This window comes from Ningiella ruwaisensis, from assembly GCF_004798935.1.
GTDB lineage: Bacteria > Pseudomonadota > Gammaproteobacteria > Enterobacterales > Alteromonadaceae > Glaciecola > Glaciecola ruwaisensis.
Map to the genome: position 1 here is coordinate 23,409 of NZ_RAHT01000004.1, position 15,063 is coordinate 38,471.

The 15,063-nt window shown below is 44.4% G+C and carries 12 protein-coding genes; 7 read left to right on the forward strand and 5 right to left on the reverse strand.

Annotation, left to right across the window (positions count from 1 at the left end):
- The first annotated feature begins 11 nt into the window (after positions 1–11).
- A complete protein-coding gene (locus D6V41_RS09185; RefSeq protein ID WP_136251221.1) occupies positions 12–821 on the forward strand; it encodes an alpha/beta hydrolase in 810 nt (269 codons plus the stop codon).
- A 17-nt stretch (positions 822–838) separates the two neighbouring features.
- On the opposite strand, the gene fghA is transcribed toward D6V41_RS09185, so the two are convergent.
- The 4 genes from fghA to D6V41_RS09205 all read right to left on the reverse strand — a co-directional run bounded on the left by fghA (position 839) and on the right by D6V41_RS09205 (position 4,474).
- Entirely contained in the window at positions 839–1,693 is an 855-nt protein-coding gene (fghA, locus tag D6V41_RS09190; RefSeq protein ID WP_136251222.1) for an S-formylglutathione hydrolase, read from the reverse strand.
- Between the two features lie 34 nt (positions 1,694–1,727).
- Positions 1,728–2,852, reverse strand: coding sequence for an S-(hydroxymethyl)glutathione dehydrogenase/class III alcohol dehydrogenase (locus tag D6V41_RS09195; RefSeq protein ID WP_136251223.1), 1,125 nt, complete (start codon positions 2,850–2,852; stop codon positions 1,728–1,730).
- Positions 2,853–2,922: 70 nt separating this feature from the next.
- Positions 2,923–3,429: a hypothetical protein gene (locus D6V41_RS09200; protein WP_136251224.1), complete on the reverse strand. Its 507-nt coding sequence runs from the start codon at positions 3,427–3,429 to the stop codon at positions 2,923–2,925.
- 361 nt (positions 3,430–3,790) lie between these two features.
- Complete coding sequence (locus D6V41_RS09205; RefSeq protein ID WP_136251225.1) at positions 3,791–4,474, reverse strand: DUF4097 family beta strand repeat-containing protein; 684 nt, start codon at positions 4,472–4,474, stop codon at positions 3,791–3,793.
- A 158-nt stretch (positions 4,475–4,632) separates the two neighbouring features.
- Between D6V41_RS09205 and arfB the strand changes: the two genes are divergently transcribed.
- From arfB to prpF, 6 genes are all read left to right on the forward strand, one after another.
- Positions 4,633–5,046, forward strand: coding sequence for an alternative ribosome rescue aminoacyl-tRNA hydrolase ArfB (gene arfB, locus D6V41_RS09210; RefSeq protein WP_136251226.1), 414 nt, complete (start codon positions 4,633–4,635; stop codon positions 5,044–5,046).
- Between the two features lie 168 nt (positions 5,047–5,214).
- The gene (locus tag D6V41_RS09215) at positions 5,215–5,904 is read left to right on the forward strand and encodes a GntR family transcriptional regulator (RefSeq protein ID WP_136251227.1); all 690 of its coding nucleotides are present in this window, start codon (positions 5,215–5,217) and stop codon (positions 5,902–5,904) included.
- Positions 5,901–6,788 carry a methylisocitrate lyase gene (gene prpB / locus D6V41_RS09220; protein ID WP_136251228.1) on the forward strand — a complete coding sequence of 296 codons (888 nt, stop codon included), beginning with the start codon at positions 5,901–5,903 and terminating at the stop codon, positions 6,786–6,788. The genes D6V41_RS09215 and prpB overlap by 4 nt, the downstream gene beginning before the upstream one ends.
- A 99-nt stretch (positions 6,789–6,887) precedes the next feature.
- The gene (gene prpC, locus D6V41_RS09225; protein WP_136251229.1) at positions 6,888–8,009 is read left to right on the forward strand and encodes a bifunctional 2-methylcitrate synthase/citrate synthase; all 1,122 of its coding nucleotides are present in this window, start codon (positions 6,888–6,890) and stop codon (positions 8,007–8,009) included.
- 85 nt (positions 8,010–8,094) lie between these two features.
- Positions 8,095–10,680 (forward strand): Fe/S-dependent 2-methylisocitrate dehydratase AcnD, encoded by a 2,586-nt coding sequence (gene acnD / locus D6V41_RS09230; protein WP_136251230.1) that lies wholly within the window; start codon positions 8,095–8,097, stop codon positions 10,678–10,680.
- A gap of 4 nt (positions 10,681–10,684) precedes the next feature.
- Entirely contained in the window at positions 10,685–11,863 is a 1,179-nt protein-coding gene (gene prpF / locus D6V41_RS09235) for a 2-methylaconitate cis-trans isomerase PrpF (protein WP_136251231.1), read from the forward strand.
- Between the two features lie 57 nt (positions 11,864–11,920).
- On the opposite strand, the gene D6V41_RS09240 is transcribed toward prpF, so the two are convergent.
- On the reverse strand, positions 11,921–14,851 hold the full coding sequence (locus tag D6V41_RS09240) for an EAL domain-containing protein (RefSeq protein ID WP_168710999.1): 2,931 nt from the start codon (positions 14,849–14,851) through the stop codon (positions 11,921–11,923).
- Between the last annotated feature and the right edge of the window lie 212 nt (positions 14,852–15,063).

Sequence of the window (15,063 nt, forward strand, 5' to 3'; positions counted from 1 at the left end):
CAAGGCAGATTGTGGACGCCAAATTTCCTCAGCCGCCAAAAAAGCGCAATCTCTATAAAGAGTTGGGTGTGGTAAAAGATGTGTTAAGTCTATTGCATCCTCGAGTCCGAAAAATCGACACGTCACTCACAGGTACTGAAAAGCCCATTATGCTCATACCCGGGCTGGGTGTAGACGGTCGTTTTTTCAAACCCATGAATCGTTATATTGAGGCGCATAATTACAAAGTATTCGATTGGGGCTTAGGCGTAAATGACGCAGGGTTTTACCGAAATTTCAGCGAAAAAGATATCACCATCAAGTGGCACCCTGATGCTGAAAAGCGAGGCAAACCAATACACAAAAATGAATTAGGTGTGGCGTTTTTGTGTTCACAAGCTATGAAAAATGCGAAAGTCTTGAGTCAGCGCCTTAACCAAAAGTTGGTGCTGCTGGGTTGGAGCTTAGGTGGGTTTATTGCTCGCGAGGTGGCTAGGGCCATCCCAGAGTGTATTGAACAGGTTATTACGTTTGGTTCGCCCGTTGTTGGCGGCCCTAAATATACCGCTGTGGCATGGCGATTCAGGCGCTTTGGTGTAGATGTCGATTGGATTGCAGAAGAAATTAAGTGCTTGGATGCAGAGCCGATACGCGTGCCGATTACAGCCATTTACAGCAAAAACGATGCTATTGTGCACTATAGTGCCAGTCTGGATAAACTCAGCCCAAACGTCAGACATATCGAGGTAAACAGCTGTCATCTGGGCATGGGTTTTAGTTTTGAAGTTTGGCGTGCTGTGTTGCACGCCTTAAAAGACCTACCTGAAAACGCTACATATTAAATGGTTATTTGAGTTGTCTACTCATTGAAAAAGTGCTCTGCATGAAAATGCAGATGATCCTCAATAAAACTCGCTATAAAGTAATAGCTATGGTCGTATCCTTTTTGCATTCTAAAGCTCAGTGGGTAATCAGCATCTTTAGCAGCATTGACTAGTGCCTCTGGTTGAAGTTGTTTTTCTAAAAACTCATCGCTACTTCCTTGATCAACCAACATAGGAGGTCTTTTAGAATCGCTGCTTTTAGTTGATAAAATTAACTCGCAGGCATCATAGGCGCAATATTGGTCAGTTTCGTCACCTAAGTAGGTTTTAAAGGCGGTTTGTCCCCATTCGCAGTTGATTGGATTAGCAATAGGTGAGAATGCCGAAACGCTGCTGTAAAATAGCGGGTTTTTAAGCGCTATGGTAAGTGCGCCATGCCCTCCCATTGAATGACCCGATATCGCTCGCTTACTGGAAACTGGAAAATTCGCTTCAATTAATTCAGGTAATTCTTTCACAATGTAATCATACATTTGATAGTGTTTTGCCCAGGGTATTCGCGTCGCATTGAGATAAAAGCCTGCACCTTTACCCAAGTCGTAGCGCTCAGCGTCAGCAACATCATCTCCACGCGGGCTGGTATCAGGTGCAACAATCGCAACACCCAAGCTTGAAGCAGCGCGCTGCGCCCCGGCTTTTTGTATAAAATTTTCGTCAGTGCAGGTTAAGCCTGATAACCAATATATAACAGGTACTTTTTGTTTTTCACTGGCATTTGGCGGCAAATAAATCGCAAATGTCATCTCGCAAGAGCATGCACTTGATGGATGAGAGAATCGCTGTTGCAATCCACCAAAGCACTGGTTCTCGCTGATTTTGCTTAAGCTCATTTTTTTAAGCTCCTGATATCAGTTGATAAGTTGTTTAGTAGTGTATTACAGAGCGGATGGATTCGCCTTTATGCATTAAATCGAATGCAGTGTTGATCTCATCCAAGGCCATGGTATGGGTAATGAAATCATCCAGTTTAAATTCGCCTGCCAGGTAGCGCTCAACGTAATCGGGCAACTCAGAACGTCCTTTTACGCCACCGAACGCTGTACCACGCCACACGCGACCGGTAACCAGTTGAAAAGGACGAGTAGAAATTTCTTCTCCTGCGCCCGCTACCCCGATAATGATCGATTCTCCCCAACCTTTATGACAACATTCCAAGGCACTGCGCATGACGTTTACATTACCTATACATTCAAACGAGTAATCGACACCCCCATCGGTCAAATCAATAATGACTTCCTGAATGGGCTTATCGAAATTCTGTGGATTAATACAATCAGTTGCGCCTAATTGCTTCGCAAGCTCAAATTTACGCTCGTTGATATCAATGGCGATAATGCGAGAAGCCTTTGCCATCGCCGCACCAATAATTGCTGAAAGCCCAATGCCGCCTAGTCCAAAAATTGCAACTACCGCGCCTTCTTCGACTTTTGCAGTGTTCATCACAGCGCCCATGCCAGTTGTTACACCGCAGCCCAGTAAACAGACTTCTTCTAAGGGCGCTTTAGGATTTACTTTTGCGACTGAAATTTCAGGAAGTACGGTGTATTCGCTAAAGGTGGATGTCCCCATGTAGTGATAAATGGTTTCACCGTTGCAGGTAAAGCGCGATGTACCGTCAGGCATAAGGCCTTTACCTTGCGTTGCCCGTATTTTCTGACATAAATTGGTTTTACCGGATGTACAAAATTTACACTCGCCGCATTCGGGTGTGTAAAGTGGAATAACATGGTCGCCCACGCTTACACTGGTGACTCCCTCACCAACAGATTCCACGATACCGCCGCCCTCATGGCCTAATATGCTGGGAAAAACACCTTCAGGGTCGGCACCTGAAAGCGTATAGGCATCGGTATGACAAACCCCTGTGGCAATTAACTTTACGCGCACTTCTCCTACCTTTGGTGGGGCAACTTCGACAGTTTCGATACTAAGCGCCTGATCAGGACCCCAGGCGACGGCGGCTTTACATTGAATAGCTTGAGCTGACATCTTGTTTCACTATGGTTTGTTTTTGATGCCCATAGTGTTGTTGAAAACCGTCGAAGATTCAAATCTCTTTTTATTCGTGAATGTCTTTAAAAAGACCAACGATACGCTCTAAAGTACCACTTTGTTTTGAATACACTTTCTTACCATGTACGCTAACTTTTCTATATTCATCCTTTTCAATGAAATAGCGCTTAGCGACGAATTTAAAGGTTTCTTCCTCGCCTTCAATAAACTGCCACCAAAGCGAGTCTGCGCGATTGCGATCGTCACGATGATACACGGCAAGTACGTCTTGATAACTGGCGGCTAAGGCGACTTTTGAGTGCCCTTGTTCAAAATTTTCAAATTGATAGAAGCGATCTTCTATAAGCACGTATTCCCACAAAATAAGGTTGTCGGCTAGTAGAGCGAACTGGAGCCGCTCCGCCATATTCACCAGAAAGTGATTAGAATCCAGAAGTGCAATGGACTTAGCGCGAAGCATTTCTTCGGCTTTTTTACGAGCAGTTCGTTCTCGATACAATTGTTGCTTAAGTAGTCTTATTTCTTCTGTTTGCTGTTGCTGCGTAAGTTGCATCCATTACCTCGCTTCCGTAAAGAGGATATGCTATGTAAATAAAGACCGAGTCAGGGGAACGGGTCTATAGCTCTCAATATATCGGTCGAGATGAATAAAACTTAAGCAATTATTTTATCCAAAAGTCGATAAAGATTTTAACTCAAGTGTAATTTTTAAATTTAGAGTCAAATAAACACAACAGTATTATAATAACATCACATCCTAATTTAAGTCATACAGATAATGGTGACTGTTTATTATTAAGCGAAGTATTTGAGAGGATTTCAAATACTAAGCCTTTAGGTTTATATTATTAATTTTTTAATATTAACGTGCATCTGGCTCTGAAGAGACCGTTGCATAGACCACGATGACGTATTCACTTTCTTACAACTTTACTGGCTAGTTCTTCATCGGCAAAATCAAACTCTACTTCTTTATAAATAATGATTTGTCCTTTGACCGTTGAACTTGCGTCTATGCGCAAAACAGGCGGCTTGCTTCTATAAGAATTATTGTTAGGTTTACCTTCAAACCGAATGTCACCTTCAACAACAGAGCCATCGCTAAGCAAAATGTCTCCGTTAACAGTAATGATGTCGCGCCCAACCGTGACGCCCTCAAGCTCAATATCGCCATTGACGGTTTCAATGTTTTTGCCTACCCGGCTATTCTCTTCAATACTGATACGCCCGTTTACCGATTCAACACTATCTTCAGACAAAAAATCGCTTCCGATGGTAATTCTGCCATTTACAACTTCAACGCTATCTACATTGACGCGGTCACCAATTGTGACTTTTCCATTGACGCTACTGACCTCATCTGCCTGCACGCCTGATTCGAGCGTTACTGAACCGTTCACACTTGACACATCGCTTACTGAAAGCCCTTCATCTATTCTTACGCTCTTATTGGTGGCGGAGTAGCTTCGCCCCTCACCTTGCTCGTTCTTCGAGTAGGCATCGCTTGCGCCAACATGAATAACGCAACTGGCAAGTAAAAAAGTGCAAATAACGAGGCTGGTTGATCTAACAGCAGTTGTTTTGATAATTGAACGCATTACGTTTCCTTAATTTAACGTTGGTTTATTTACCGTTTGTCGCTGGCGTATTTCGAAAGGTTTACACAGATAAAAAATGTTGTGTTTTGTATGCTAACATTTGCTTGAGATATCCTTGTTTTGCTTTTATTAACTATCAAATGTTGCTCAATCTACCTATGTATATTACAGATAATCTATCCATTGATGATACAGAATACGGAATGACCGCCATACGTGCGTCGGGTAACGGCGGACAAAACGTTAATAAAGTTTCAAGCGCAATTCATTTACGCTTTGATGTCGCAGCTTCAAGTTTGCCAGAAAAATATAAAACCAGATTGCTAAGCTTGTCTGACTCGCGCATTACCAAAGAAGGTGTAGTAGTAATAAAGGCACAGACTTATCGTACTCAGGAAGCCAATAAAGAAGAGGCTTTGTCTCGCTTAAAGGCTTTAATACTTATGGTCATGGAAGAGAAAAAACCGCGAAAACCTACCAGGCCCAGTCTCTCAGCAAGACGAAAGCGTGTAGACGCAAAAAAGCGCACAGGCCTGAAGAAAAACCTGCGTGGAAAAATTGACCTAAATTAAGCGATTAGTCCCCTATTCACCCTGAATAAAACGCCTGTAAATATTTCTTCTCCCATACCAAAGTCTTACGTAAATCTTGATTAAAGGGCCAGTCTCAATGCCTTTCTATCTTGATTCTTGAAGCGCTATGGCCTATATTGTCGACAATATTTAAAGGCGCTCTACTTTATGTCACCATTTTTCGAACCCGTGATTACATCTTCAGATAAGATATTTACTGCCTTAAGGGCGGATATTGTTGCTGGGCATGTAAAAGCGGGCGTAAAATTAAGTGAAGCTGAGTTGTCGACAAAATACGGTGTAAGCCGAGCAGTCATTCGTGAGGCGATAAACCGACTGGCAAACACCAGCTTGGTTGAACGAAAGCCTAATATTGGTGCAAGGGTGGTGACGCTATCGCATGAAGGCCTTGTTCAACTTTATCAGGTGCGCGAAGCCTTGGAAGGAATGGCCGCCAGACTTGCTGCCACTAATATGAGTGATGCAGAAATTCAAGATTTACATGCGCTGATGCGAAGCCACTCGCAAGAAGTCAAAGGGGGCGAAACCTACTATCAGGAAGCAGGAGATGTCGACTTTCACTATCGTGTTGTCCTTGGCAGTCATAATCAGCCTCTTATTAGCATGTTGACAAACAATATTTATCATTTAGTCAGAATGTATCGCGTTCAACTAGGGATGGCTGGTCCAAGAGTAACTACTGCATTTGCCGAACATCAACAAATTGTGCAGGCAATCACCAATCGTGATGGCGAACTTGCTGAAATATTGATGCGTAGGCACATTCTTTATTCGAAAAATAATATCGAAGCCAAATTAAATCGTTCAGCAGCAACGAATACTGAGGAAATCAAATGAGTTCAAATATAAAAAGTCCCGGCAAACGCTTCAGAGATGCCCTTGCGGCAAATAAACCGTTACAGATCGTAGGCACTATCAACGCCTATTGCGCCATCATGGCAGAAAAATTAGGGCATCAAGCGATTTATCTCTCTGGCGGTGGTGTGGCTAATGCATCTTATGGCTTGCCCGATTTGGGCATGACCTCGCTAAATGATGTCATAGCAGATGTCCAGCGCATTACTTCAGCATCCAGTCTTCCTTTATTAGTCGATATTGATACAGGTTGGGGCGGTGCATTCAATATTGCCAAAACCATACGTGATATGGAAAAAGCGGGCGCGGCAGCGGTTCATATGGAAGACCAGGTCGCACAAAAGCGTTGCGGCCATCGTCCTAATAAAGAAATTGTGAGTCTTGAAGAAATGGTCGACCGCATCAAAGCGGCAGTTGACGCCCGAAGCGATCCTGACTTTTTTATCATGGCGCGCACCGATGCCTTCGCGCAGGAGGGCCTTGAAAAGGCTATTGAGCGTGCTAAAGCTTATGTAGAGGCTGGCGCAGATGGCATTTTTGCTGAAGCGATACAAACGCAAGAACACTACCGCGCATTTTCTGAGGCGCTAGATGTGCCGATACTCGCTAACATCACTGAGTTTGGCAAAACAGAATTGTGGAACAAAAAAGAGCTTGGGGAGTGGGGAGCGGCCATGGTGCTGTATCCCTTGAGCGCGTTTAGAGCCATGAATAAGGCCGCAGAGCTTGTTTACAAGAGCATTCTTGAAAAAGGTGATCAAAAAGCCGTGCTCGATACCATGCAAACTCGCATGGAGTTATACGACTACTTAGGCTACCACGAGTATGAACAAAAACTCGATGCGCTTTTTCAAACTAAAAAATAGCAAAACGAGCAAGTCGGCATTTTAGCCTTAAACTTGCTCTGAGTTGCAGGGTTATACAAATACGTAAATTTAATGCAGTAGTATGTTAAGGAGTCAAATATGGCGAAGGTATTAAGCGGCGCAGGCTTGCGCGGTCAGGTTGCTGGTAAAACAGCACTTTCAACGGTAGGTAAATCAGGCTCTGGTCTAACTTACAGAGGTTACGATGTAAAAGATCTGGCTGAAAAATGTCAATTTGAAGAAGTGGCCTATTTAATTTTAAAAGGCGACTTGCCGACTCAAGCTCAGCTTGATGCCTACAAAACCAAGCTTAAGGGCTTGCGTGGCTTGCCAAATGCATTAAAAGAAGTGTTGGAGCGTATTCCAAAAGATGCGCATCCCATGGATGTGCTGCGCACCGGCTGTTCAATGCTTGGCAATCTGGAGCAAGAGTTAAGTTTTGAACAACAGCAAGATATCACCGACAGAATGCTGGCCTGCTTTCCTTCAATCATATGCTATTGGTACCGCTTCAGTCACGATGGCTTGCGCATCGATGTTGAAACTGACGATGATTCAATCGGCGCGCATTTCTTACATATGCTTCATGGCGAAAAACCAAGTGAGTTGTTTGAGCAAGTGATGCATATTTCGCTTATCCTTTATGCTGAACATGAGTTTAACGCTTCAACTTTCACCGCCCGTGTGTGCGCATCTACACTATCTGACATGCATTCTTGTATTACCGGGGCAATTGGTTCGTTACGTGGCCCTTTACATGGTGGTGCAAACGAAGCAGCAATGGAAATGATTGAAGGCTTTACCTCACCTGAGCACGCCGAACAGGAAATGATGGGCAAGCTTGCACGAAAAGAAAAAATCATGGGCTTTGGTCATGCGATTTATTCTGAATCCGACCCGCGTAACGAAATCATCAAAGCCTGGTCTGAAAAGCTTTCAAAAGCTGTTGGTGATACGGTTTTATACCCTGTGTCCGTGCGTTGTGAAGAGGTAATGTGGCGCGAGAAAAAACTCTTCTGTAATGCTGACTTTTTTCATGCCTCTGCCTACAATTTTATGAAGATACCCACGCCATTATTTACGCCAATCTTTGTGATGTCCCGATTAACGGGTTGGGCAGCGCACGTTATGGAGCAGCGCGCAGACAATCGCATTATTCGCCCTTCGGCTGAGTATGTGGGTGAGGACATTCGTGACGTTCCCGCTATTAATGAGCGTTAACTAAACTTAGTTAAGGTGCTCCTTAAGACTTAGTAATCAGCCGGAAACCACGCCTAATGTCATATAGAATTTATAGAGGCCAATTATGAACTACGAACATCGCAAACCCCTGCCAAATAGTCGTCTGGACTATTTTGATACAGAGGAAGCCGTTAATGCTATTGAAGAAGGGGCGTATAAAACCTTGCCTTATACTTCAAAGGTATTGGCAGAAAATCTCGTACGCCGTTGTCCGCCCGACATGCTCAAAGAGTCGTTGGAGCAATTAATCTATCGACGTCGCGATACCGACTTTCCATGGTATCCCGCGCGCGTAGTATGTCACGACATTCTCGGGCAAACTGCTTTGGTGGATTTAGCTGGTTTACGAGACGCTATTGCTGCAAAAGGCGGCGATCCCGCAAAAGTCAATCCTGTGGTGCCAACTCAACTGGTAGTCGATCATTCTCTTGCTGTTGAGCATGCAGGTTTTGAAGAAAATGCCTTTGAAAAAAATCGCGAAATCGAAGATAGACGCAACGAAGACCGTTTTCATTTTATCAACTGGACCAAGACCGCTTTTAAAAATGTGGACGTGATCCCGCAGGGCAACGGTATCTTGCACCAAATCAATCTGGAGCGCATGTCGCCGGTAGTGCACGCTCGTGATGGTGTTGCTTTTCCAGATACCTTAGTGGGTACCGATAGTCATACTCCTATGGTGGACGCATTAGGTGTCATTGCGCTTGGCGTAGGTGGCCTGGAGGCCGAGTCTGTTATGTTAGGTCGCGCTTCCTACATGCGCCTGCCTGATATTGTGGGGGTAGAGCTTAAAGGAAAACCACAGCCGGGTATCACCGCCACTGATATTGTGCTGGCCTTAACTGAATTTTTGCGCAAAGAGCGCGTGGTGTCTGCTTATCTTGAATTTTATGGGGAAGGAACCAAGCATCTGACATTGGGTGACAGAGCCACCATTTCAAATATGACCCCTGAATATGGTGCAACGGCCGCCATGTTTTACATTGATGAGCAAACTATCGAGTACTTAACGCTCACCGGTCGAGACGACGAGCAAGTTAAACTGGTTGAAAACTATGCCAAGCATACCGGTCTTTGGGCAGATGCCATGACAGAAGCGAATTATGAGCGAGTGCTTACTTTTGATTTATCGTCTGTTGTTCGCAACATGGCCGGGCCTTCAAATCCACATGCGCGAGTTGCAACGAGCGACTTGGTGTCTAAGGGTATTGCCGGTAAATATGAAGTTGAACCTGATAAAATGCCGGATGGCGCCGTGATCATTGCAGCGATTACCAGCTGCACAAATACAAGCAATCCGAGAAATATGATTGCGGCAGGCTTAATTGCGCGTAATGCCAATAAATTAGGTTTAACAAGAAAGCCATGGGTCAAAACGTCTCTAGCACCAGGCTCTAAAGCAGTAAAGTTGTATTTGGAAGAGGCGCAACTACTCCCTGAATTACAAAATTTAGGTTTTGATGTGGTGGGATTTGCCTGTACCTCCTGTAATGGCATGAGCGGCAGATTAGATCCAAAAATAGAAGAAGAAATTAAAGCCCGCAAGCTTTATTCAACGGCAGTTTTATCGGGTAATCGTAATTTTGACGGACGCATTCACCCGCATGCCGATCAAGCTTTTTTGGCGTCGCCACCTCTTGTCGTTGCTTATGCAATAGCGGGAAGTATTCGTTTTGATATTGAAAAGGATCCGCTAGGTTTTGACGAGGCAGGCAAGCCTATTCTGTTGAAGAATATTTGGCCAAGCGATGAAGAAATCGATGCTGTTGTAAAGTCTGCGGTTAAACCCGAACAGTTCAGAAAAGTCTATGAACCCATGTTTGAGCTAAAAACCGAAGAGGCAAACCTCAATCCGCTTTACGATTGGCGTGAAATGTCTACCTATATTCGTAGACCGCCTTATTGGGAGGGCGCGCTTGCAAGCGAGCGCACCTTAAGCGGTATGCGTCCCCTTGCGATATTAGGGGATAATATTACAACCGATCATTTGTCTCCATCTAATGCGATTCAGTTAAGCAGCGCAGCGGGTGAATACCTGGCGAAGATGGGTTTGCCTGAAGAGGATTTTAACTCCTATGCAACTCACAGGGGAGATCATTTAACGGCTCAACGGGCAACGTTTGCCAATCCCAAGCTTTTAAATGAGATGGTGCTTGAAAACGGCAAAGTCAAACAGGGCTCATTTGCAAGAGTAGAGCCTGAAGGCAAAGTCATGCGCATGTGGGAAGCCATTGAAACCTACATGCAACGAAAACAGCCTTTAATTATTATTGCGGGCGCTGACTATGGCCAAGGTAGCTCTCGGGATTGGGCAGCTAAAGGCGTGCGTCTTGCAGGTGTTGAAGTGATTGTAGCTGAAGGTTTTGAGCGCATTCACAGACAAAACCTGATTGGTATGGGCGTGCTTCCGCTTGAATTTAAGCCAGGCGTTACCCGCAAAACGCTGAATCTCGATGGCACCGAGACTTACGATGTATTAGGCGAACGTAAACCGGGTAATACGCTGTCTCTTGTCATCACACAAGCGACTGGTGAACAGCTTACTGTGCCGGTGACTTGTCGTTTAGATACGGCAGAAGAACTTAGTATCTATGAGGCAGGTGGCGTACTTCAGCGCTTTGCGCAAGATTTTCTGGCAAATGCGGTATAGCCATATGACACACTATCCACCGCAAATTAAAATTAAAGCCACCTATATGCGAGGCGGTACGAGCAAAGGTGTCTTTTTCGCATTGAAGGATTTACCGGAAAACGCACAGCTTGCCGGAGCGGCGCGCGACGCGCTTTTATTGCGGGTTATTGGAAGCCCGGATCCTTACGCCAAGCATACAGACGGAATGGGCGGGGCGACCTCAAGTACCAGTAAAACGGTGATTTTGAGCAAAAGTGACAAAGCCGATCATGACGTCAATTATTTATTTGGACAGGTCGCTATTGACAAGCCCTATATCGACTGGAGCGGGAACTGCGGCAATTTAACCGCTGCAGTTGGTTCCTTTGCAATTGAGAATGGATTGGTAGACAAGACGCTTGTTCCGAATAATGGCATAGCTAAAGTGCGAATATGGCAGGAGAATATTCAAAAAACCATCATTGCCCATGTTCCTGTCACTGACGGAAAGGTTCAGGAAACGGGAGACTTTGAACTCGATGGCGTCACCTTTCCAGCGGCTGAAGTCAAGGTCGAGTTTGTTGATCCTGCCGACGGCGAAGGCGCGATATTTCCAACTGGGAATGTGGTTGATACCTTCGTTGTGCCTGACATTGGCGAGTTTCAAGCGACGTTTATCAATGCGGGTATTCCTACCGTTTTTTTAAATGCCAAGGATATTGGCTATACCGGCTCTGAGCTTCAAGATGCAATCAATAGCGATTTGAAGGCTCTGACACGCTTTGAAACACTGCGAGCACATGCTGCGCTTAAAATGGGGATCATTAACAATTTAAGCGAAGCAGAAAACCGCCAGCATACGCCTAAAATTGCCTTTGTCGCCCCACCTGAAAGTTATTTCAGCTCAAGTGGTAAACGCATCGACAAAAGCAGTATTGACCTAAATGTTCGCGCGCTTTCTATGGGAAAACTGCATCATGCTATGATGGGAACCGCTGCGGTAGCCATTGGGACGGCAGCAGCCATTCCTGGAACCTTAGTTAATATTGCAGCGGGTGCAGTTGAGCGAGATGAAGTCACCTTCGGCCATCCATCCGGTACGCTAAAGGTGAGTGCAAAGGCGATAAAGAGCGACGGTCAGTGGCGAGTCGAAAAGGTTGGCATGAGTCGAAGCGCCCGCGTGCTCATGGAAGGGTGGGTTCGGGTTCCGCCATCTCAGTAAACGCGTTGCTCCTTCGATAATCAAGACGGCACGTTTTTTAAAGCAAGCGATACAAGCTTAGGTCGCTTGCTTATTTTCCGCGTCACCTTGTGAAGATGCAATCACATAGTCGTAGTCAATCGCCTCAGGTCGATGAATTCCAAAGCCTTGAAGATAATCAATGCCGATTTTCTGGAGCTGTTTCACAATATGTTCATCCTCTACGTATTCGGCAATCGTCTTTTTACCCATGGCATGAGCCACTTTATGTATAGACTCCACCATCGCAAAGTCGGCGCTATCATCAACAATACTTTTTACAAAACGACCATCAATTTTGACATTGTCTATAGGCAGTGTTTTAAGATAACCGTATGAGGATAAACCGCTACCGAAATCATCCAGTGAAAACTTGCAGCCAAGCGACTGAAAGGTTTGAATAAAATCGATAGTCTGCTCTACGTTTTCCATGGCTTGTGTTTCGGTGATTTCAAACGCTATCTTTGAATGTGGTATGCCAAAACGCTCAAAGCATTCATGTAAGTGCGTGCAAAGTTCTTTGTTACCCAAGGATTGCCCACTTAGATTGATTGAGCATGTGATGAGTTTGTTCAGTTTATCAAGATCTTGAGCAAGCCAATTAAAGGTATGCGCTATCACCCATTTGTCAATCTTTGACATTAAGCCAAACCGCTCTGCTGCGGGTATGAAGTCTGCCGGAGATACCAAGACCCCTTCAGCACTTTCCATCCGTAATAGCATTTCGTAACCACACAGACTTTTTTCTTCGTTATTGAACACCACTTTTTGGCGATGTAATCGAAAGTGGTTATTGGCGAGCGCCTGATTGATCACAGTTGCCAGCTCCATTTCGCGTCTGTGCTTGTCAAATTCTATGTTATCAGAGCTATAGACATGGATCCGGTTTCGACCTGCATCTTTTGCTGCATAGCATGCGGTATCTGCAAAGCTCATGATGTCTTCAATGGAGCTGAACCCGGCAGTGACCTCGACCATGCCAATACTCATACCAAGGGAAAATACACGATTTTGATGAGCGAACATATAATTGCCGACAGCGTCAAGTAGTTCAGATGCAATATTATAAGCTTCTTTAGCGCGTTCACCCTTTAAGATAAGACCAAATTCATCGCCACCCAAGCGGGCAAGTATTCCTCTGTTTGCTAAGGTTTTGGTCATCAGGACAGTGAGCTGCTTAAGTAATTTATCGCCAACAGTATGACCGCAAGTGTCATTAACAATTTTAAATTGATCCAAATCCATATATAAAACGGAAAGGGCAAGTTGAGAAAGACGGTTCTGCTCAAGCGCTTCTTTCAGTTGAGACTCGAATTCACGGCGATTTAACAAGTTGGTGAGCGGATCGTGAGAAGCCAGATAGGCAAGTTTCATTTCTGACACTTTACGAGAGGTCACATCAATCATTGACCCTTCTATTTGTTCAATATCATCTTCGTTATTCTTTGTGAGCCTTAAGGATATCGATGCCCAAAACGAGCGCCCGTCTGCCCGCAGCAACTCAACTTCCTCGTCAACCACTGAACCTTGAGCGATGACTTTTTTAACCAGTGCCTCACGGTGTTGGGGATGTTTATATAAGGATTGGATGCCCGCTCTATGTTGCTCGAAGAGACTGGCTTTGTTTTTAAAGCCCAGTATGTTGACCAAGGCGCGGTTAGCGCTGATAAGTTCTCCATTTGGCATGGTGGTATAGAGTCCCTCTACTGAATTTTCGTACAGGCTCTCAAATCGCTGTAAGTTTTCGATGGCACTTTTCTGGGCTCGTATCCGGCTACTTTTTTCGCGATTAATTCGTTCTGCGATGGCCATCGACAACCACACGATAGTAATTACTGCGCAAAACAATCCGGCAAACTCAGTAAAAACAGAATACTCAATAAGATCAAAACGTATTGACGCTGAAATGATCGTACCGAAAATAAATGGTGTCCAGGCTAGTAGGTAAACTCGTGCGTTTTTATCCGCCTGCAAGGCCTTAAAAATTGCATAGGTAAAACTTAGGATCAGTAAAAGAACACCATTTATCAGACCAAATTTAACGAGCGTGGAGTAAGCGACAAATGAATATAAGCTGGAAAATAATATGCTGAAACCAGCTAAAACGATACAAAGCCCTTTCCATATACCTGATAGGTTCAAAAATCGCTGAGAGAAAACAATATGCCCCAGTGATGCAAGGGAGATACTTAATACTGCTGCAAACTGATTGAATCCAGGTGAGTCAGGCCACAAAAACTGCAGTCCCATGCCTGACTGATGTAATACTAGAAATGCAACGCTGATGATAAAAAATGAAAAATTTAAAAACAGTGATTCGCGCGTTTGCAGGTAAACAAAACAGTTATAAACACTTGTAATAAACAAAATACCCACGAGTGTGCCAAAAATCAGGTAGAACGAAATTTGATAATCGGTAAATGCAGAAGCAGACCATACCGTGAGTGGCACGATCATGTTTCCTTCCGACTCCACTTTTAGCAAGACTATAAAATCGCTAGCGGGCTTTAAGGTAAGGTCAAACGCATGAGAGGCATGCGGCACATCCCGAGCATCAAAAACGAATCGATCGCCTCCAATAGCGCGAGTCAACAAATTATCCTGCATATCGAACATGAATAGCTCGATCTTATCCGTTGGTGCATAGCTATTTAGCAAGACCAACTCAAGGTCTTCGCTGTAGGTATTTGACAAGCGAAACTGAAACCATACGCTTCCTTGTTGCACGCCGAGGTTCAAAGAAGGCTTATTGACCTGTTGCCATCGACTCATATCAAACGTTCTTACCTGTTCTGCACTAAATTGATTATCGCTGTCGAGAAGGTAAAAAAGATGCCCAGAAGTGCTACTTTTATAAAAGGTATCGTCAATATTAAGCGCGGTTTGTGGGTGTGTGCTCGAGCGCACAAAGAGAAGGGCTGTTACTAAAACAACGCTGGTAAGCAGTAGTAATTTAATGTAACCAATCAACTTCACGCTCTCAAATCATCTTTAGAAGCAATAGGCGAATTGGTTGTTGAAATAAGCATACCTAATCCTAATCAACTTAGGTAAGTATCAACATAATGCATACCACTTGCTTTTACAAGCATCAGGTGATCGGCTCTTTATCGGTCATTCGAGTGCTTGCCAATCAATATCTCTTTAAATCATTTTTTTATAGAAAAAATACCTTGGTATTA